19 protein-coding genes are annotated in these 20,731 nt (G+C 43.9%); 12 read left to right on the top strand and 7 right to left on the bottom strand.

Annotated features, from left to right (window positions below):
* The first annotated feature begins 58 nt into the window (after positions 1-58).
* From OQJ75_RS06355 to OQJ75_RS06340, 4 genes are all read left to right on the top strand, one after another.
* A complete protein-coding gene (locus tag OQJ75_RS06355) occupies positions 59-1,822 on the top strand; it encodes an ABC transporter ATP-binding protein (RefSeq protein WP_265971792.1) in 1,764 nt (587 codons plus the stop codon).
* Positions 1,816-3,600 (top strand): ABC transporter ATP-binding protein, encoded by a 1,785-nt coding sequence (locus OQJ75_RS06350; protein WP_260811529.1) that lies wholly within the window; start codon positions 1,816-1,818, stop codon positions 3,598-3,600. The genes OQJ75_RS06355 and OQJ75_RS06350 overlap by 7 nt, the downstream gene beginning before the upstream one ends.
* Before the next feature lie 232 nt (positions 3,601-3,832).
* Positions 3,833-4,099 carry a hypothetical protein gene (locus OQJ75_RS06345; RefSeq protein ID WP_265971793.1) on the top strand — a complete coding sequence of 89 codons (267 nt, stop codon included), beginning with the start codon at positions 3,833-3,835 and terminating at the stop codon, positions 4,097-4,099.
* A gap of 54 nt (positions 4,100-4,153) precedes the next feature.
* Positions 4,154-4,588, top strand: coding sequence for a hypothetical protein (locus tag OQJ75_RS06340; RefSeq protein ID WP_248376060.1), 435 nt, complete (start codon positions 4,154-4,156; stop codon positions 4,586-4,588).
* Between the two features lie 81 nt (positions 4,589-4,669).
* Here the strand turns inward: OQJ75_RS06340 and OQJ75_RS06335 are convergent, their stop codons facing one another.
* The gene (locus OQJ75_RS06335) at positions 4,670-5,185 is read right to left on the bottom strand and encodes a cytochrome b (protein WP_260811532.1); all 516 of its coding nucleotides are present in this window, start codon (positions 5,183-5,185) and stop codon (positions 4,670-4,672) included.
* A 275-nt stretch (positions 5,186-5,460) separates the two neighbouring features.
* Between OQJ75_RS06335 and OQJ75_RS06330 the strand changes: the two genes are divergently transcribed.
* Both OQJ75_RS06330 and OQJ75_RS06325 read left to right on the top strand, forming a co-directional pair.
* Complete coding sequence (locus OQJ75_RS06330; RefSeq protein ID WP_248376062.1) at positions 5,461-6,300, top strand: tetratricopeptide repeat protein; 840 nt, start codon at positions 5,461-5,463, stop codon at positions 6,298-6,300.
* Positions 6,301-6,463: 163 nt separating this feature from the next.
* Positions 6,464-7,720 carry a peptidoglycan DD-metalloendopeptidase family protein gene (locus OQJ75_RS06325; RefSeq protein WP_265971797.1) on the top strand — a complete coding sequence of 419 codons (1,257 nt, stop codon included), beginning with the start codon at positions 6,464-6,466 and terminating at the stop codon, positions 7,718-7,720.
* A gap of 148 nt (positions 7,721-7,868) precedes the next feature.
* Here the strand turns inward: OQJ75_RS06325 and OQJ75_RS06320 are convergent, their stop codons facing one another.
* Positions 7,869-8,189 (bottom strand): heavy metal-binding domain-containing protein, encoded by a 321-nt coding sequence (locus tag OQJ75_RS06320; protein ID WP_004730185.1) that lies wholly within the window; start codon positions 8,187-8,189, stop codon positions 7,869-7,871.
* A gap of 58 nt (positions 8,190-8,247) precedes the next feature.
* Positions 8,248-9,174, bottom strand: a complete 927-nt coding sequence (locus OQJ75_RS06315) for a LysR substrate-binding domain-containing protein (protein WP_265971826.1) — start codon at positions 9,172-9,174, stop codon at positions 8,248-8,250.
* Positions 9,175-9,265: 91 nt separating this feature from the next.
* On the opposite strand from OQJ75_RS06315, the gene OQJ75_RS06310 reads away from it, so the two are divergent.
* Positions 9,266-10,276 carry a DMT family transporter gene (locus OQJ75_RS06310; RefSeq protein ID WP_265971828.1) on the top strand — a complete coding sequence of 337 codons (1,011 nt, stop codon included), beginning with the start codon at positions 9,266-9,268 and terminating at the stop codon, positions 10,274-10,276.
* Between the two features lie 78 nt (positions 10,277-10,354).
* Here OQJ75_RS06310 and OQJ75_RS06305 read toward each other — a convergent pair whose 3' ends face one another.
* On the bottom strand, positions 10,355-13,369 hold the full coding sequence (locus OQJ75_RS06305; RefSeq protein WP_265971829.1) for an HD domain-containing phosphohydrolase: 3,015 nt from the start codon (positions 13,367-13,369) through the stop codon (positions 10,355-10,357).
* Positions 13,370-13,656: 287 nt separating this feature from the next.
* Here OQJ75_RS06305 and OQJ75_RS06300 point away from each other — a divergent pair, with 287 nt between their 5' ends.
* The 4 genes from OQJ75_RS06300 (at position 13,657) to OQJ75_RS06285 (ending at position 17,221) form a co-directional block, all read left to right on the top strand.
* Positions 13,657-14,403, top strand: a complete 747-nt coding sequence (locus OQJ75_RS06300; protein ID WP_265971830.1) for a phosphatase — start codon at positions 13,657-13,659, stop codon at positions 14,401-14,403.
* A 144-nt stretch (positions 14,404-14,547) separates the two neighbouring features.
* Positions 14,548-14,943: a cytochrome b562 gene (locus OQJ75_RS06295; protein ID WP_132815909.1), complete on the top strand. Its 396-nt coding sequence runs from the start codon at positions 14,548-14,550 to the stop codon at positions 14,941-14,943.
* 280 nt (positions 14,944-15,223) lie between these two features.
* The gene (locus OQJ75_RS06290) at positions 15,224-15,574 is read left to right on the top strand and encodes a hypothetical protein (RefSeq protein WP_048657751.1); all 351 of its coding nucleotides are present in this window, start codon (positions 15,224-15,226) and stop codon (positions 15,572-15,574) included.
* A 111-nt stretch (positions 15,575-15,685) separates the two neighbouring features.
* Complete coding sequence (locus OQJ75_RS06285; protein WP_265971832.1) at positions 15,686-17,221, top strand: PepSY-associated TM helix domain-containing protein; 1,536 nt, start codon at positions 15,686-15,688, stop codon at positions 17,219-17,221.
* Positions 17,222-17,311: 90 nt separating this feature from the next.
* Here the strand turns inward: OQJ75_RS06285 and OQJ75_RS06280 are convergent, their stop codons facing one another.
* Complete coding sequence (locus OQJ75_RS06280; RefSeq protein ID WP_265971834.1) at positions 17,312-17,695, bottom strand: VOC family protein; 384 nt, start codon at positions 17,693-17,695, stop codon at positions 17,312-17,314.
* Positions 17,695-18,627: a LysR family transcriptional regulator gene (locus OQJ75_RS06275; RefSeq protein ID WP_265971836.1), complete on the bottom strand. Its 933-nt coding sequence runs from the start codon at positions 18,625-18,627 to the stop codon at positions 17,695-17,697. The genes OQJ75_RS06280 and OQJ75_RS06275 overlap by 1 nt, the downstream gene beginning before the upstream one ends.
* Positions 18,628-18,794: 167 nt before the next feature.
* Here OQJ75_RS06275 and OQJ75_RS06270 point away from each other — a divergent pair, with 167 nt between their 5' ends.
* Complete coding sequence (locus OQJ75_RS06270; RefSeq protein ID WP_265971837.1) at positions 18,795-19,607, top strand: helix-turn-helix domain-containing protein; 813 nt, start codon at positions 18,795-18,797, stop codon at positions 19,605-19,607.
* A 15-nt stretch (positions 19,608-19,622) separates the two neighbouring features.
* Here OQJ75_RS06270 and OQJ75_RS06265 read toward each other — a convergent pair whose 3' ends face one another.
* A complete protein-coding gene (locus tag OQJ75_RS06265; RefSeq protein WP_265971838.1) occupies positions 19,623-20,354 on the bottom strand; it encodes an EAL domain-containing protein in 732 nt (243 codons plus the stop codon).
* Positions 20,355-20,731: the final 377 nt, after the last annotated feature.

Below are 20,731 nucleotides of genomic sequence, written 5' to 3'. Positions count from 1 at the left end.
TAACTGCCCGGTTATATAGTTAAATCTCGCTGTGAGCCTGCCCTAAACAAAGAATACTATGAATAAAAGACAGTTTATTGCCCATTATCTGCGGATGAATCGCACCTCGTACTTATTGGCGATTGTGTTCATCTTTCTCGTCAACTGGTTACAAGTAGAGATCCCTCGCTATATCCAATTGGCGATAGATTTGATTGATGATGCCTCTTCAACTGGCCATCAACAGCTTCAAACCTATGTTTGGATTGTGGTCGGGATGTCAGTTGCCATGGTGGTGGTGAGAATTTTATCTCGTATTTATGCGCTTAACCCGGGGCGAATTACAGAGGCCGCACTCAAAAGTACCCTTTTACAAAAGTTGAATCGCTTACCGAGCAGCTTTCACGAACGCTTTGCTTCGGGTCGACTGATCTCGATTATCAACAATGACCTTAGTGGTATTCGACTGCTATTTGGTGTTGGCTTCTTGCAGTTCTTCAATGCGTTGCTTGCGTTGTCGCTGACGCCTCTTTACATGTGGCGCATATCGCCAGAACTCACACTCTACTCGATTATCCCTATCTCAATCGCTTTTGTGATTTTCCGTGTGGGCTTCAAGCGTATGAAAACGCTGCATTTAGAGCACATGAAACGTCTACAAAACTTGTCTGCTCAGCTAATGAGCTACCTCTCTGGGATCGATCTAATTAAGAGCCAGCAAATGTCACCTTGGGTGAAAGCTGAAACTGAAAAGCTTAATCAATTATTACTTGAATGCCGCCTTAAAATCACACGTATTCAAGTCTTCTTTATGCCAGTACTCGACTACGCCAATGACCTGATGAAAATCATCATTCTTGGGCTAGGTGGTTACATGTTAATGAGACAAGAGCTGACCCTAGGTGAGATTACCGCCTTTCTGACTTACTCGGTTTTGTTGGCAATGCCATTGATGCAATTAGGTAGAATCGCGACCATTTACCAGCGAGGCATGGTCGGTATTCAGAGTGCACAGACCATTCTTAATGCCAAAGTGCCAGAGCTAGATGAAGATAAGCTGACTGAATTAGACGTTGAGTCGCTCAAGGGAAAAACGTTTTCCGTTCGCAACCTCAACTTTAGTTACGCAGGTGAAGAACGCTTGATCCTTGATGACATCAGCTTTGATATTCCAGCCGGTAAGAAAGTGGGTGTGTTGGGCGGGATCGGAGCGGGCAAAACGACATTAGTGAATTGTTTGAACCATCACTTGGATGTACCCGAAGGTTCTGTTTTCCTAGGTGAAAGAGATGTTACTAGCTTCTCACGCAGTGACTTGCGCCGTTACGTGAAAACCGTGACTCAAGATCCTTATCTGTTTTCAGCAACCGTCGAAGATAATATCCGCTTTGGTAGCCTAGATACCGATTTGGCAAAGAGTCAGGTTGATGAAGTGCTAGAGCTCAGCCAGTTGGCCAGTGATGTGACACGTTTTGAACACGGCGATCAAACCTTAGTCGGTGAGAAAGGGATCATGTTGTCTGGTGGTCAAAAGCAGCGCTTAAGTATTGCGCGTGCTTTATTGCAGCCAACCGACTTAATCATCATGGATAATGTTCTGTCTGCGGTCGATTATGAAACAGAACGTAAGATCTTAGAAGGTTTGTTTAAGCGTTTGGAAAATCAATCGGTTCTTGTGGTTTCACACCGCGTTAATGCCCTTGAATATATGGATGAAGTCATCGTGTTGAACGAAGGCAAAGTGATCGCGAAGGGCGACCACGCCACATTATTGAAAACCTGTGATTACTATTACGATACATGGCAACTACAGCAGAATGAAACGGAGGCAGCAGCATGTTAAAAGGTGTTGATCTCAAGTACCTCAAGCACTTTTTTAAGTTTGCTAAGAAATACAAAGGCTCTGCGATTCTGGGTATCGCTATGCTTCCTCTTTCTGTCATCACGAGTTTGTTGTTCCCTTGGCTGATCATCCAAGTGATCGATGTTCACCTGAGCCAAGGGGATATGGATGGACTGCTCGAATACGTCTTCTATCTCGTTGCCGTGCTGGTAGCGAGCTATGTGGTGGATACCACCTATTCGTACAACCTGCGTAAAACTGGTCAATACACGATAACTGACATGCGCTCAGTATTGTTTGCTCGCGTGCTCAAACTGCCGCGCAGCTATTTTGATAACACACCGATTGGCGTCACGCTTTCACGATTAACCAGTGACTTGGAAACCATCGGCGAGACGTTTGTTCAGTCGGTTGTAGGGCTAGTTAAAGACAGCATCAATACCATTGCTCTGTTGGTGATGATGTTCTTCATTGACTGGCAGTTAACGGTGATTGTATTGATCATTATGCCGCCAGTGATGTATTTGACGGTCTATGTGAGAAACCGACTTCGAGCCTTATATAAGGTGACTCGTTCTTCGCTTGCTCGCGGTATTGGCTTTTTACAAGAAGTCTTACTTGGCATGAAAACCGTTCAGATGTACCGAGCGGAAGATCAAGTCGAGCGTCGTTATCAAGGCTATACCGATGAGTTTCTAAGAGCACAGAAGAAGATAAATAAGTACGATGCAATTTTGTTCTCGTTTATCTCTGGTATCACCTCTATCACCATCGCGATCATGATCTGGTATGGCTCTGAGCAAGTGTTAGAAGGGGCACTCACCTTGGGTGTGCTGATTGCGTTCATCAACACCTTAGAGAAGGTGTTTGTTCCGATTCGTGACTTTACTTCGCAGATCGCTTCGATTCAGAGTTCATTTGCAGCGTTTGACCATATTGAGGAGCTGTTTGTTGAGCCGACTGAAGAGGAAGGACGCAACCTGCTGCCATCTAACAAGGTTGAGAAACAACTCGAACAGTTTGTGAGCCTTGAGTTTAAGAACGTGAGCTTTCGTTACAAGGACGACTCTCCTTACGTTCTAAAGAATGTCTCGTTTGTATTGGAGAAAGGACATCAAATCGCGCTTGTGGGCTCGACGGGTTCGGGCAAGTCGACGATTCTGCGTCTGATCTCTAAAACCTACCAAGACTATGAAGGCAGCATTTTATTGAATGGAATAGAGCTGTCGCAGATTTCAAGCGAAGACTCTGCTCATTTATTCTCAATGATGATGCAAGACGTGCACTTGTTTGAAGAGACCATCCAATTCAATATCGCTCTGGGTAAAACGCATCTATCTAGACCTGAGGTTGAACAGGCTGCACGCTATGTTTATGCCGATAAGTTTATTGAACAACTCCCTCAAGGTTATGACTTCCATTTGGAAAAGAACGGTTCCAATTTGTCTGTGGGGCAAACGCAGCTTATCTCCTTTGCACGAGCGGTTGCACAGGGTGGGCAATTGATGATGCTTGATGAGGCGACCAGTTCGGTAGATTCAATCACTGAAGACCTGATTCAAAAAGCAATGCAGCGCCTTTTCAAAGATAAAACCGTGATTGCGATTGCACACCGTTTGAGTACCGTTCGTCACTCGGACACGATTCTCGTGTTGGAAAAGGGTGAAATTGTTGAACAAGGTAATCATCACCACCTGGTGGCGCACAATGGCATTTATGCCGGCTTGTTGAAGGAATCGATTGTGAAAACAAGCGACTCTCAAGCAACGGTCGCCTGATCCCCTCAAGTCAGGTCGCCGTTTCAACAATATGGATTGGTGTTGCTTATGTTTCACCAACTTCTATTCTTTTCTAAGATTCCCAGTAACTTAGGAGAAATTAAACATATTTTTCGATTATTAATATGTTATGATTTCCCTACTACTAAAGGGGTGTCTTCGGGCATCGGGATGTATGCGAGCAAACGTAAGTGCTTGTGTCAGTCACTTTCTGGCGAATATGGAATCGAAAATGTTGTTGGAAGAAGTTGTAGAAATTATCGAATTAACCGACTCAGACCATTTATCTCAAGCAATGGAACTGTTTAATGAGCATGGTTTTGTTGATGCTGAGTCTTTACCTTTTATGAATGTTATTTTTGAAACAGCTCCAGCTCAACTTGCAAAGAAGCTGTCGCAGATTGGTTTTAAAGGTTTAGTGCAAGTCGAAAAGAATGAAGATGCATCGGGATTCACCATTATTGATGCTGACCGCGTTTTGTTAAAAGTCTCAGCTTAGTAAAAAGACTCTACCAGTTCAGTAACATCCGTTATGATTATTTGAGGTTAACCAGTGACAACAGCAACCGTTTCATCAACAGAGCAACACATTTCCAATGAATATGCGCTTTTAGGTGCATCGTTATTAGCGTCTCAAAAGGTTGAGTTGGCTCTGTTCAGTGTTATCTCTAAGTTAGCTAAAGCACTACCAAAGGAAGCGCAACATCAACTAGGCTTGGACTTGGATACTTTTCTAAGAGAGAAGCCATGTGAGCAAGACTCAACGTTGAGTTTGTACGCGCAAAAATTTGGTGAGCAACTTCCTTTGCAAAAAAATGAAATCAGCGATTTTATTTATCATCGAAATCTCGTTACCCGTAGCTTTTGGCGAGTGACTGGCGCTGATGTAAAAGGCGGCGAAAAACTTGAAAATCCAGAGCTCTATTTAAAAGAGTTCTTAGCCAAATGTGAATATTGGCAAGTGATGCTCGATACTCAAAAGAACTGAGCACTTAAATAGATTGAATAAAGCCATAGCTTACACGCTATGGCTTTTTTGTTTGTGCTAAAAAGTTTGTATTATTTAAATCTAGATCATCATCTTCAACACGTAATTCTTAGAAATGAAGTGATGTTTGAGCGCTGCACTAATATGCAAAAGGATCAAACAAGCAAGGGCAATACAACTGGCACGATGTAAATAGAAAAAGAAGCTGTTGATTGCGGGGGCGGTTATTAGATTATCGACGGTCGTCAGCCAAAATAATGAGTACGGTTCTTTAAGCATTAAATAACCAGTACTGAAAACCATGAACATAACGAGATACATGAGTGAATGGGCGAGCTTGGCAATGCATACTTGACCAGTAGCCACAGATGAAGGCATGGGCGGTGAGGTTCTAAAATGACTCCATACATATCGTATCGCCAACAAAGGAGTAGCGACAGTAGCCAGCGACATGTTGAGCACTGACAAGAAAGAAAATAGCTCTGGATTACCGGTGACAAAGTGCATTACATACCCTGCGGTAGTTGCATAGATGATCACAGAAGCCATCACCCAGTGCAGCACACGGCTTAGTAAATCGTATCGTGGATTATTCAAATTAACCTCGTTCTGAATGTTATAACAACAATTTTCAAATAGATGCAAAAACTAGCTTTTAGTATATTTTCATCGCGAATTAATTATATCGAACAGTAATACGCCGTATTCTCCTTAATTAGAAATTAATGATGTTGCTTCAAGTGTTTTATAATTATCAATGATGTTTTAAAGTGTTAATTCCAATACAAACAAGGCAAACTTGCCGACTTCCTAGCTTGTATGCCTATAACGAGATACAGTTAGTTTAAAGCTAAATATATAAGGAATGTATAATGCTTCGAATCTTATTGATTGCGGTTATCTCGGTGTTCAGCACGATGAGTTTTGCAAACGAAGAGGTTAAGTACTCAGATCAAGAGTATTTGGATAGACCATTGATGGAACGTTACATCTTGGATGAGTTGAAGCAATTGCGCATGGAGCAACAAGATCTCGAAAGGCGTTTAACGATCCAAATGACCGATCGTGAACTCTCTGTCGCAGATAAGTCGTTGAATTACGCCAATGTAACCGTAACCTATTTCTTCTATATTATTGCTGGTGTTGCTTCCTTGATTGCATTGGTAGGTTGGCAATCGCTCAAAGAGTTGAAACACACCACTAAAGAGATGGCTGATCAGCGACTCAACTCGATTGCTCAAGACTATGAGAAGAAGTTTAACGTTCTTGAAAGGGATCTTAAGCGTAAGACTCGAATTATCTCAGAGAACAACCGTGAAATCGAAATCATCAACGAAATTCATAATTTATGGTTGAGGGCTCAGAATGCTCAAACCGCTGAGCAGAAAATGGAAATCTACGATGAGATCTTAAAAGTCCGCCCGGGTGATTTAGAAGCACTAACTTACAAAGCCGATGCAGCAATGGACATGCAAGAATACCACTGGGCGATGAGCTTATGTAATCGCGTGTTGGAAGTGGACGATCAAAACGCTCACGCCTTGTATCAACGTGCTTGTGCTTACGCAAGGTTAGGTGCTGAAGGACAAGCGATCGATGACTTAGAGCGCTCTATCGAAGCCAGTGGTTCAATGCGAGAGTTATTGGCTGATGAACCTGACTTTGAGATGCTACGCGGCTTAGAACGCTTCGAAGCACTTCGTGAAGAGTAATGTGTGAGGTAAAGATCCTTGTTAACTAAGGTGGTGAGCTTTGTATGCTCACCATACTTTCACACCTATCGCGCTATGGTTTCTTACATTTCATTTATTTTTTTGATTGAATTGTTATGTTATAACACTTTTTAAGTTCCTCGTTATAACCGCTAAGTATTTTATGAAGTTCCTCCGTATTGGCCTGATCGTTATTGCTATCAGTGCATTTTCCCTTGCTGCTTTGCTTTCTTTTCACTCCGAGCCAGCACCAGAAATCTCTATAAAAATAACACCTTATCAAGGTTATCAACCGAATGATGAGGGGGGTGTCGACTCTCAACAGACTCCCAGCTCTTTGGTCAAAGTCCATTATTTTGTGAAAGTTGGCGATACGCTAAGCAACATCTTTTCGTCATGGCAACTGCCTTATGGAACCGTTCAAAAGGTGATGGAAGCGGATCTGGAGTCTTTGAAGCTCGACACAATAAAACCTGGTGACCACCTAGAGTTGCTTTTGGATAGTGACTCTAAACAACTCGTCGAGCTGATTTTCCATGAAAGTTTGGTAGAGCAAGCTGCCTTTACTCGAAATGACGATGGAAGTTTTGACTACCAATTCAATGAAATTCCTGGCGAATGGAAGGAAAAGCTCTATACGGGCACCGTTCATGGCAGTTTTTCAACGTCAGCATATAAAGCGGGGTTAACTACTAACCAGATAGCCAATATCACCCGCACACTAAAAGACAAAGTCAACTTCGCTCGTGAGCTGAGAGCAGGTGACAGCTTTAATGTATTGGTCAAAGAGCAGTACACGGATGATCACTTAACGGGCAAAACAGAAATTCAAGGTATCTCAATTCAATTAAGAAACCGAGAAGTGGCAGCTTTTCTAGCACCAGATGGTCTTTTTTATGACAGAGAAGGAAATAGTTTAGAGCAAGCCTTTGATAGATACCCAGTCGACAGAAAATTCCGAAGAATCACTTCTTCGTTCAATCCGACACGAAGACACCCAGTAACTGGACGAATCTCACCGCACAATGGTACCGACTTTGCTACACCTGTAGGTTCACCTATCTACTCAACTGGTGATGGTCGTGTGGTGGCACTTCGTGACCACCCGTATGCTGGTAAATATTTGGTTATTGAACACAACAGCGTATATACGACGCGTTATCTTCACTTGAGCCGCTTCTTAGTTAAGAAAGGTCAGCAAATTAAGCGAGGTCAGAAAATTGCGCTATCGGGTGCTACTGGTCGTATTACTGGCCCGCACTTGCACTTTGAGGTATTGGTACGTGGTCGCGCCGTCGATGCAATGAAGGCGAACTTACCAATGGCAAGCTCAATTATGCCTAAAGATAGAAAAGAGTTTTTGGCTCGAATTGCCTCTTTTGATGCCATGCTCTCTGAGCCCGCAGATCGCGCGAGTTAGAGATATTCAAATCTAACTTGGCAACGCATACAATAACGCCCCTTAGTTAGCGATTTAGCTAAGGGGCGTTTTTTAGAGAATCACATGATTAAGCGACTGAATCCGTTATTCGATGGATAGAGCTATTGAGCGATGGGTTTGCCACTGGCTAAGCAACCACCACTGCCGTACCGCTCGCCGATACCATCAACATGCCATTACCCGTTCCTAATACTTCATAATCGATATCGACTCCGACCACCGCGTTCGCGCCTGCTTCAATGGCTTTTTGTTCTAGCTCTTTGAAGGCGTAGTTGCGTGCTTTTTCTAATTCTTTCTCGTAGGTGCCAGAACGTCCACCCACAAAGTCACGAATTCCTGAAAACATATCTTTGAAAACATTCACCCCTAGAATGGCTTCTCCGGCGATAACCCCTTTGTAATCGACAATGCGTTTGCCTTCAACAGATTGAGTGGTGGTAATAATCATAATGGCCTCTTGTAAGCTTGATGAGCTGTTACTCGCTGTATGGATTGATAGTTTGGTCTTACTCTTGAATAACATCGCTCAGTGTTGTCTCTGAGCGTGTGAATTCATGCCTCAACCATGTTCTCAGTTTTAGCACACTTTCTTGTTTTAATTTGTTTTTTGGGCAAACAAAATAGAAATCTTGGTGTGGATTAGCCACTGGCTCACCAAGCTCTACCAGCATGCCGTGGCTAATGTCATCTTTCACAAACAAGCGGTGAGTGACCAATACACCAAGTGACCGAATTGCACCTTGTACGGCTTGAATAGAAACATCGAACGTTAAGTTACTGTGGAAGGTGGGCATAGAGATTTGGTAATGATCGCACCACACTTGCCAGTCATGCTTTCGCCTAGGGTTAAAGACACCAATAGTTGGGTTTTGTTTCACGAGTTGTTCAACGCTTAATCCCATTTGGTTTTTCAATAGTGCGGGGCTGCAGACTAAAACCAGATCATCATCGCCGAGCTTTTCGCTGTAATACTGATCCCATTCATTCGGTTTGCCGTGCACAAGGGCAATATCGACGCCTTCCTGCTCGATATCAAAAGGGCCAGTTAAAGTGGAAATACGGATATCGAGTGAGGGAGCAAAAGCTTGGAAGTCGGGGACGCGGGGAATCCACCAGTGCATTGCGAGTGAGTTCACCATGTTGAGAGTGATGCGATGATCGTTAGGTGTTTTTGCCAATTCTTCTGTGGCTTCGATTACTTGTTCGAGCGCGGGAGCGACCTTTCGATAATATCGCTTACCTGCGGCATTTAGCACAACACGGCGACCTACACGTTGAAACAACGGTTTGTTGACCCGTTGTTCCAGTGATTTGATAGCTTGGCTTACCGCAGAGTGGCTGACATACAAAACCCTAGCAGCGTCGGTCATGCTGCCAGTTTCAGCTACAGCAATGAAAGCGTAAACGGATTTAAGCGGAACGAGTTTCTTCATTGGTAAGTTTTCCTTACAGTTATCGTTAATATTACTCGCTATATTTCATCACGTCACGTCTCTAAAATGGGTGTCATAGGAGGTGATAATTATGTCTGATATTACCAAGGCGACGACTTTCATGTTGTTGTCGACGTTCAGTTTGTCTTTGAGTGGCTTAATGGCCAAGTATCTATCTGAAGCGATGCCCATTTCGTTGTTGAGTTTTGTACGCTTTTTCCTACCCAGTCTGTTTTTGTTCTTATTCTTGATGTTTTACAAAGTGACCAAACCATCGGGAGGTATGTGGAAGCCTTTGGTGATGCGTGCAATCTTTATGGTGGCGTGTCAGTGGTGCTTCCTCACGTCATTGCAAACCTTAACCTTGGTTGAAGGTGTAGTGTTATTCAGTACAGGTCCTTTGTTTATTCCGTTGTTAGAAAAATTAATATTCGGAACTAAGATTCATACAACGACCATCGTTTGTTTAGCGATAACCTTTGTTGGCGTAGTCCTGATGGCAGGGGATTGGTCGCAGTTTGAATTTGGATCAGAGTTTTTTAGACCGGCGCTGTTGCTGGGTTTGTTGGCAGGCATGTTTAATTCAGGCTCACAAGTCAGCTTATATCGAGCGTCTAAGACGAGCCTCTCGCCAGCAGAGCTTAATGCATGGACGTTTTTAGTTGCGGCAATCATTGTGATTCCTATGGTTGTGTTTACTTCAGTCTCTGCGGCTCCTGAGGCAATTGAAAGCACAGGCAGCTTATCGGCGCTGTTGTCTTTTGATGACTTACGTTGGATTGGGCTGGGCGCACTCGGGTTGGCACTATTCACCATTAATACGCAGATCTTCCGTTCGAAAGCGTACAAGTTGGCAGACAGCGGATCTCAATTGGCTCCGTTAATTTTTACTAACATGCTGTTTAGCGCGTTATGGCAGGGCTTGTTCTTTGATGATGTGTTTTCTACTCAACAGATGATTGGCATTAACCTCATTGTGGTCGCGAGCATCAGTAATACATTATTGGCCAAAAGACACAGTAAAACGAAAGCTAAGCAAGTACCGCGAGTGACAATGGACCTCACGAATGCTGCAGCGTTGGATTCTGCCGCTAAAAGCTAAACGTTGAGCTTATGGCCTAAAACTAGAACAAAGAACATAGAACATAGAACATAGAACATAGAACCTTAGACTTAGAATCTAGAATAAAGAGCGTATGTACTCTTTTACTCGTTCAATATGCTGGTTCTGATCAATTTCACAGCGTTGGTTAGCTTCAAGGAATCGCTCAGCGTATTTGTCATAGATTTTGTTTTCTAAGAACAGTAAATACAGTTTTGGATCGATATGCCCGCTGGTGGCCATGTCGGTCATGATGTTGAGTGATTCGCTGAGCAACTTGCCTTTCTTATATGGTCTATCGCTTGAAGTAAGGGCCTCAAACACATCGGCAATTGCCATCGCTCTAGACGGCAGTGGCAGTTGGTCTTCGTTCAAGCCTCTTGGGTAGCCCTTGCCATCAATGCGTTCGTGGTGACCGCTAGCGATATCTGGGATGTTCTTGAGGTAAGAAGGGTAAGGGAGCTTGTTGAGCATGGTGAAGGTTTGAATAATATGGTCGTTGATCATAAAGCGTTCTTCATCGTTTAACGTGCCACGACGTACTTTCAAATTGTGTAGTTCACCTTGATTGTATTTGACCTCTCCGGGCTTGAGCACAAACGCTTCTTGCCACACATCAGCCGGGTTAAAGCCGTTGTCCCAAGGTATTTTGTGCTCGGGTTTGTCAGCAAGTAGAGGCTCCATAACTGGCAAAGTCTGTTCTGTATTTGTTGTCTCAGTTTTACCTTTCTCTGTCGTGTCTTGTTGTGTGCGGAATCTCTCTTTTTCAGACCAAGATAAACCGAGTTGGTCGTCCAGTGTGCGCTTCCATTGGCGTTGAGCGATTTGGTCTAAGCGTTCGAGTTGCTCTTCTGTCATCGATTCGCCACCGAGGTTGCACTGTGCAACGAAGGCAAACTCTTCATCCAGCTCAGACAGGCTTTGTTCGAGCATTTTAAGTTGTTCCTCTTGAAGTCCACCGTTCGCCATCGCTTTCCAGTAGTCGGTTTCCGCTTGTTGTTTTAGCAACTCAAATCGCATGCGAACTTCGTGGATTCGGTCATAAATCGTTTCTAACTTGGTCGCTTTATCTACCACATATTCTGGTGTGGTGACCTTGCCGCAATCGTGTAGCCACGCGGCTAACATCAACTCTTCCCATTGCTTACTATCAAGTGAAAACTGAGGGTAGTAACGGTCATCATCAATGATCGCTTGCGTCAGCCATTTGGTGAGTTCAGGCACTCGCTGGCAATGTCCACCAGTGTATGGCGACTTGGTATCTATCGCAGAGGCAATCAACTCAATAAAAGCGTTAAGCATGTCTTTCTGTTGCTGCATTTGATCGATGTTGTCTTTAGCGATTTCGGCAAAGCTCAGCAGCTCGCGCAAAAAGGCGTGCTTGTCTGCCTGCATCTTAGTAATCGGTCTTTCATAGCCAATCGCCACAATGCCGACCAACAGCTTTTCGCGGTTTAATAACGGGAACAGATACAGGTCTGAATTGAAGATCGAATCCTGATAATAGTTGAGTACGTTATCTTCTCGATTAAGGTGGATCGTCTCTCCAGATCTGAGCTGACACAGCAGCCACGGGGTGTGTTTGATGAAGTCATTGATGTCCGCTTTGAAAGGCAAAATAGCTAGGTTGGCTGCCGTATCAAACACATCCTTTTCTTCGGATTGGGTAAATAACACGATGGTTTCTGCTTTGGTGATCAAGTAGCTTTGATGGGCAATGTTCTTGGCTAAAATCGAAAACTCCTGATTACCCGCGGTGTCTCGAAGCAGAGCTATCAAATCATGAAGTGTGTGCTCCATTAGCTCAATCGAGTGGGCGAGGTTAGCCACTTCTTTGATCATACTCTTGGGGTAATGGGTGCGTCTGAAATCAAACCGAGCGATGTTATCCGTCAGTTGCATCAAGGTATTGAGCGGTTTAGATAAGCGATTTGCAACCAGCCACACGATGCCGAAACAGATGAACAACATTCCAATCGCGACGGCCACTTGTTTGTCACGCATCGAGATAAGGTCAGAAAGCAGTTCATTGTGTGGTGTTGCTTCTGCCAAATAGAGGGTTACGTTTTGAGTGAGCTCAACCGGAGTTAAGGTCAGTGCCCATGTGTTCAGGTTGTACTCTACGTTTTTTAAGTCGAGATTAAATTTCTGTTCATCTGAGATTAGTGGGCCCAAAACAGATGCTTTTAACGCTTCAATTTGGTCTCGTTTAGGGATATTGAAGAAGCTTTGTTCTTGCTCACTACCAGATAGTTTACCTGTGCTTTGCCCATTACTAGTGTTGGCTTTTCTAGCTTCGAGTGTGAGATTCGAGGTCGTTAAATTAAGTTGATGTTGACCAAGAAGGTTAAAGTGTTGGTCAAATAGAGCGAGTCTGGTTTGTGGAGAATAAGCCAGCTCACTGATCTGAGAAGAGAGTGAACTCAGCGTGAAGTCAGCGCCCACCACATGCTTGCCATCTGCCGAGCGCCTAGAAAGCGTAATACCGTTGGTTTGCAGGAAATAGAACAGATAGGGCTCAGAGAGTTGTATTGAGCCGTCTGGCTTTGCGTTACGAAACCAAGGTCGAGTGGTTGGATTGAACTTACTCTCGGCTTGCATGGTGCTGATCACTTGGTGCGCACCGTCTAAAAAGGTAATGAAGTTTTCGCCGTCTAGATTGGTACTGCTGACCATCATGGTCGCTTTGGCGGGTGCATTGTTGTCGGCTCTTTGTTTGTTGGTGCTTAATGGGCGAAAAATTCTAAATTCGCCATCCTCGGAGCCGTAGAACAGAGCGACTAAGTTAGTATTTTGTTTGAAGATGATATCGACCGAGGCCAACCAAGACTCCTTTTCAACCGAAGAGGTTTGTTGAGCCACAAACGGGCTAACTGCCATTACGTTTAAGGTGGTGATGACAGGAGCAATGGCTTGTTTAAATACCGATTCCAACTTATCACGATGTTCATTACTGACCTCGCGCACGGTGCCTAACAACAACTCTTGAGAATGCCGATAGCTTATTGATATCAATACCGCACCGACAAAGGTTGTCAAAATTAGGAAAAGGCTAGTGATGTGGATACTCAGCGGATATCGTCTTCGTCTCATCAAACACTCCAACTTGTGAACTGGTTTAAGTATTGACGAACTTCAGTAGGTTGCAAAAAATTGGCTCAATTACCGGATTTGCATGGAATACGTGTAGGAGAGGCGGTCTATCAATTTTATCGTGCGGCACAAACGAAGTAATAATAAAGCCTTACGTTTTGGTGCTAATTGTCACTTTCAACTGATAAACTGATTAAATTGTTGCCACGAGGCACTCCTTTTCAGAAAGCGGTTCAGGGATACCTTTTTGAAAAACGTTTAGAGACCAAGCTAGAGGGCATTGTTTCATGGAACTCAAAGTAGATACTCACACCCACACATACGCAAGTGGTCATGCTTACAGCACGCTTATCGAGAATGCTAAGTCGGCAAAACAAAATGGCTTAGACATGTTTTGCACTACCGACCATTCAGAGTCGATGCCGGGCGCGCCACACTATTGGTTCTTCAGCAACCAGCGTGTGCTTCCTCGTTTTATCGAAGACGTTGCGATTATCCGCGGCGTAGAATCAAACATCATGAACACACAGGGTGAAATCGATATTCATCCGAGCGTGGATAAGAACCTAGATTGGGTGATTGCCAGCTTCCACGAGCCAGTATTTCGTCCATCGGATGTCGCCACTCATACAGAAGCGCTGTTGAATGTGATTAAGGGCGGTCGAGTCGATGCTCTTGGTCACTTAGGCAACCCTAATTTTGATTTCGATTTTGAAGCTGTGATTGAATGCGCAGTCCAACATAACGTCGCGATCGAAATTAATAACACCACATTGAAAGGCAATAGCCGTGTTGGTAGTGTCGACCGTTGTTTCGAGATCGCGAGAATCGCGAAAGCGAAAGGGGCGTTCATTACTACCGGAAGTGATGCGCATTTCTGCCAAGACGTGGGCGGGCTGGATCTTGTGTCTTCACTGCTTGATGAGATGGGCGTGGATGCGAGTAAGGTGATTACCCATTCGCCAAAGCAATTCCTAGCCTTTTTGGCGTTGCGTGGTCGTAATGACATCCCAGAATACTCAGCTCTTGCTTAAGAGAATGTCGGTGGGTTTGCATTTCGACACAATCAATTTTTGTGCCTGTCAGATTTTTGTATACACTAGCCGAAAATAATAAAGTCGAAGTGCCACAATCATGATGGCGCTATCTTCAAAGTCACAGTTTCACTTGGAGAAACAATGAAAACTCGCTCAATCCTTTTATCTGGCTTAATCGCTGCTGCAGTAATGTCTGGCAACGCATTTGCTAATGTTGACCTTAAGAAAAACATGCAAGAAATGAAGCTTGCGTTTAAACAAGCGGCAGAAGCTCAAAACATCGAAGAGATGCAGAAACCTATCGTTCGTTTAGATACGCTAGTGGCAGAGCTGAAAACGGGTGTTTACCCAGTAGAAAAAGAAGACAACTTCATGGAAGGCTTCAAAAAGATCAGTGCTTCAATTGATAGCATTGAACAGAAGCTAGACCAAGGTGACTTTGAAGCGGCACAGCAAGAACTGCGCACGATTGATGGCCTTCGCGAAGAATATCACGAGAAACGTAACCCAAGCATTTGGAGCAAGATCTTCGGTTAATTCGCTTGTTCATTAGAGTGACCAGATAACAAAGTTCAACTTCTAAAACGCCGCTTATATTTCCTTTTTCAGGAAAATATAAGCGGCGTTTTTTATTGTCTTTTTTCTAATCAGTTTGATGCACTGAGGTGCGTAATATTTTATTAGCGCTTCTGTTGTAACCAGTTTTTAACCAAATAGAGTGTGCGTTAGCTTCAATTTTTTAACCTGATGTTAATCTTTACGTTTACCTATATAGCAAGTGCCTCATAATAAGGGGAATTTATAAAGATTTGGAATAATGCGCCGAACCTCGTTCAACCTCTCCATGTTACTTGCTACAGCGTTAAGTTGGGCTTTAGTAACATTAATGCCTGTTATCAATGCTCATGGTAACAGTGCGGGAGTGTGGGCGTCGTTGTGTACGGTCAACGGCTTTGAACTGGTTCAAATTGAAGAAGGCGAACCGAATACTCACAAAGGTAAGCCGTGTCCGTTTAGTCATTTTTCCACATTTCACCAAGATGAACTTCCAACTACACTACTGACAACTCGACTGAGTTTTATTGTCTCAGACAGCTACGCTTTTTTGGCTCTAAGCGAACGCTACACGAGGCAAGCCCCACGTGGCCCTCCCTTTGTTACTGCTTAAACCTAACCCACTAAAATAATTAAAAAATAAAGTATTAAGTAAAGTTAAACATGCCTTAGTGACTTTCTGATTTTTCAGAAGGTTCGTTTGCGCGTGTCAAAGGAAATAATAATGTTGAGAAATGAATCTCAAGCCTCTGCGAGGGCACAAGCAACTTCGCAGTCTACAAGCAGTGCAAAAACCGGTTCGAAAACCCATGTAAAAAGAAATGACCGCAATAAAACCCTCTACTTCTTAACTTGGCGCTGGCATTTTTATGCAGGGCTGTTTGTTATCCCATTTATGTTGATGCTGAGTATTACTGGCTTGGTGATGCTGTTTGACGATGAAATCGAACTTGCTTTCCATCACGATGCGATTGAAATTGTTGCATCGGGCGAACCAGTCAAGGTTTCACAGCAGCTAGCCGCGGTACAGAATCAATACCCACAGGGGGCGGTGACACAGTTCGTACCAAGCAAAGCACCTGATTTTGCCAACCGATTTTCAGTCTCTCTGGAAAACGGCACATCGGTTTTCGCCACTGTGAATCAGTATACTGGTGAAGTCGTCGGTGAAGTGCCACGAAGTGAAAGCCTCTACGAACTTGCGAACGATATTCATGGCACATTATTGATTGGCGATTGGGGTGATTACCTGATTGAAGTGGCAATCAGCTTATCGATTCTACTTCTTATCAGCGGTATCTACTTATGGCTACCGAGAGACAACGCAAGCCGTGCTGGTTTTCTTAAGCTGAGAATGTCATCTGGACCACGTGTGCTTATGCGTGATTTACATGCGAACATCGGCGGCACGTTATCTCTCATTCTACTGCTGTTTATTCTTTCAGGATTGGCGTGGACGGGATTCTGGGGCGGAAAGTTAGTCCAAGCATGGAGCACTTTCCCTGCTCAAATGTGGGATGATATTCCTTTGTCTGATAAGACGCATGCATCGCTTAATCATGGCTCGGAAGAAGAACTTCCGTGGAACTTAGAACAAACACCACTGCCGTTGTCTCAGGATAAGCCTGCAGAACATGTACACCACGCGAAAGAGGCGTCTGAACCTCATGATCACTCCAATATGGGGGAAGACCACTCTCAACATGTGATGGCAGCAAGCAGCTTTGCTATTGATGATGTGATCGAAAAAGCACGATCTCTTGGTTTCACGCAATACAAGGTGAACTTCCCACGCTCAGAAACGGGTGTTTACACAGTGACAGCGAATACTATGGGCGGTGACATCATCGATCCAACTCAGGATCGTACCACGCACCTAGACCAATACTCAGGTCGTATTCTGGGTGAGGTGACTTGGCAGGATTACAATTTTATCGCTAAGACACTGGCGGTCGGTATTTCTCTGCACCAAGGTGACATCAGTATCATCAATAAACTTTTAAACGCTCTGTTCTGCTTTGCATTTATTGTGGTGTCGGTGACTGGCGGCGTGATGTGGTGGATGCGCAGACCTTCTGGCCAACGCAAGCTTGGAGCGCCACCTAAGTTTGGTGATGCTGGCTTATGGAAAGTAGGCTTGGTAACCGTGGTGGTTATTTCAGTGCTGTTTCCACTCGCGGGAGCAACGATTGTGGCTGCGATATTATTGGACTGGCTGCTATTCTCACGTGTTGAACGGTTCAAAACGGCATTAAGTTAATTGAATCAAAAACGGACTTTCTCGACTTGAGAAGGCCCGTTTTTATTAATCAGGCAAGCGCTTCTTCTGTGAGGAAGACTTTAGACTGCACTAGATTTGATAAAGCTCGAGCGGCAGGCCGTCAGGGTCCGCGAAAAACGTAAATGATTTCCCCGTAAACTCATCCACTCGAATCGGTTCGACGTCGATTCCTTGTCCTTCCAAATGGTTTTTGATTTGTTGAACGTCATCAACACAAAAGGCTAAATGTCTCAGCCCTTGAGCTTCTGGAAAGCTTGGTCTTTCAGGTGCGTTAGGGAAGCTAAATAACTCTATTTGAGCGCCATTAGGTAGTGCTAAGTCGAGCTTGTACGACTGGCGTGCTTCGCGGTAATTCTCTGCAATAATTTCCAGCTTTAAAATCTCAGTGTAAAAGCGTTTTGAGGCTTGGTAGTCTGAGCAAATAATGGCGGCGTGGTGTATTCCTTTCAGCATCAGTTTATTTCTCCTGCCAACTTGTCACCTAAGTGCTCCATCGCGTAATCAATGAATACACGTAATCGAGCAGGCATGTACTTGGTTTGAGCGAACTGCATCGCGATAGCGCCGTGGTAATTACTCTTGATAGTCCAATCTTCCAACACCTGCACAACAGAGCCTTCAGTCAATGCATCTTGAATAACAAAGTCGTGGAAAATACCTACGCCAAGGCCTTCTTTCACGCCTTTGAGTCGCATCTGAGAGTGGTTTACTGCGTAACGTCCACTAACGGATACCGTGTGAAATTCATCGTCTTTCAAGAAATCCCAAATGTGGTCTTTGTCTGTCTCTGCAAGGTATAAACAGTCATGTTCCGAAAGGTCGGTTGGGTGGCTAGGAACTCCTTTGGCTGTCAAATAGTCGGGGCTTGCACATAACACGAGGTTTGTTTTTCCGAGTTCTTTTAAAACCAGGCTCTCGTCGGGCTTATCGGTAAGGCGAAACGCAATGTCGATGCCTTGGCGCAATATGTCGATGTCGCCATCAGCAGCCCTTAACTTAAGTTGGATCTCGGGATACTGGTTTAAGAATGGAACAACGAAAGGCTGTAGAACTGAGTTCAAGAAGGCTTCTGGTGCCGCCACCGTTATAGAGCCTGCTGGTTCAGTATGGTCGGAGGTAGACAGCTCAACCGCTTGTTGCGCCGCATTAATCATAACCACGCTTTGGTCATAAACCAGTTGGCCTGCTTGCGTGATAATCAATGTACGAGTCGTGCGTTCAAACAGCTTCACTGAGAGCGCTTTTTCTAAACGTGTGATTAATTTACTCAACGCTGAGGGTGTCACGCCTAGCTGCTTTGCTGCCGCAGTAAAGCTCCCTTCGTTTACCACTAGGATAAATGAGGCAAGATCGGGAAGTAGGGCGATGAGTTTGGGGTTGACCATAAGTATCCATAAGAGTCAGCGGTGAGCGTAATAGTAATTGTGAGTGATCTAACTTGATTTGTGAATCAGTTTCATTAATTGAATCGTGAATTAGGGGTATATCAACGGTGTCGTTTAATAACTTAGATAAGTAAACTACACTGTTAAAAAAGCTAGGTAAGTGACCGATGAATAAAGAGAATTTCTCAGAAGAGTTAAAACGACTTCGCGAAGCAGCATCCATTTCTCAGGAAGAATTCGCAGAGTTATTGTCCCATTCTCATCGGGCATTTTCAGGTGTGAATCAGGTAATGGTGAGTCAGTGGGAAAGGGCAAAAACATTGCCGAGTTTTGTGCGTCGTCTGGGTATCGCGAGCTTCTTTCAGGTCGATTACGATTTCTCCGTTGAAGAAATGGTGCAAGTGAAAGCCGCCACTAAGAATGCAGAGCGTCCATTTAGTGTTGATATTGGTTATGACTATGAGGTGACGAGCGTTGAGTCATACAGCATGGGGACACTGCCAGCGAAAAGGCTCAAATCCATTCAAATCATGCATCAAAAAACCTATGGCAAAGATTTTATTGAGGTTTCTAAACATCTGGGTGTGGTAAAAGAAGATATGCAGGTGCTGTGTTTTCTTTTTGAAGGCGTCATTATTGGGCATGTGGTGTATGACGGGTTAAGTAAGATGCTTTGCAGTGTTGGTGCCGTTAGTATTGTTATTCGTCGTAAGATATTCGATTACATGGCGGACAATTTATCGGGTACTGAATTCCGCTTTCCTACTCTTGATCCTGCTATGAGTCAGTTCCTGTATGACTTATATCTAGAACCTTATATGAGTAAGCTCGGCATGCCGTTCTTCAAGGCAGACATAAAAAAGATAGTGAAAAACCCCTTTTCTCAGAACATCCAAAATAAACACGATATCTACTTCAAGTACATCCGTTACCACGACCTTAAGCAGAAGAAAAAAAGCGTCGAATTTGTCTTAAGTTAGAGACAGTTAACGGTTCTACATAACCAATCTAAGATCAGTGAGAGGCAGAGGTTTCGAGTATAAGAAGCCTTGGTATTGATCAAAACCAAGCTGGTGGACTCGTTGATGTGTATCAGAATCTTCAACACCTTCCGCTACAGTCTCAATGCCAGACTCTTTGCAGTACGCTAATGTTTGTTTAACCAACTCAGAGCTTGCTGGTTCAGCGCTGTTCACAATCGACTTATCAAACTTAACTTCATCGACATTGAGGCTCTTTACCTTATTCATGTCTGAATGGCCAATGCCAAAATCATCGATAGAGATTTTTACGCCCAGAGATTTAAAACGCTGAATTTGTTCACATAATTGTTCGTCCAGCTGATCATTTTCACTTAGCTCAAAAGTCAGTTGCTCCGCTTTGAAAGATGCATTCCACAGAAGTTCACGAACTTTCTCAACGTTATCTGGGTTCGCTAATACTTTCTTGCTGATGTTCACTGCCAAGTTGAGGTGAACAGAGAGTGATTTCACTTCAGTGAGAGATTGCTCAAGCACACTAAAGAAGATCTCTTCTTCATAACCTAATGCAAATGCACGGTCGATAAACACACCTGGAGAGAAAATGCCTTCCTCTGGGATATCTAGGCGAAACAGTGCTTCAACCCCAGTCACTTTCTCGATACTAGGCTCAACCTTTGGCTGATAAAAGCAGGTGTACCAGTCGTTTTCGAAGGCTTCTTGAATGATGTGATCGGATAGTGTCATGGGCTTGTTTCTCATCTTATCTTGGGCATCTGTGTAACGGCCGCACATTCTGAGAGAAACGGTAATTAACCACTATATCGTTTTGAGATGAAAAATTGATATTTGATATGAAAGCGAAATTAGGTCTAATTTTCGGTAAATATGGCGTTAAAAAGAACAAGAGAAGGACGTTTATGTGCCCTGTGTCACTGGGATGAACTATTATTCGTGCCTCAGGTTCACTAATGTTTTTCCAACTAAAGGGATAATCGAAAAGCGGATGTTCAACTAGAATATAGGCATTAGTTTTACAGTGTAAATGATCGTTTTGAGATCGTTTATATCCCTACATAAAGCGGCGCGTGATGCTGCTGAATAATAATTAGGAAGGAATGAAC

The organism is Vibrio sp. 14G-20 (genome assembly GCF_026241515.1).
In the GTDB taxonomy this organism is placed as follows: domain Bacteria; phylum Pseudomonadota; class Gammaproteobacteria; order Enterobacterales; family Vibrionaceae; genus Vibrio.
The sequence above is the reverse complement of the archived record's forward strand: the minus strand, read 5'-3'. Positions and strand labels throughout refer to the sequence as shown.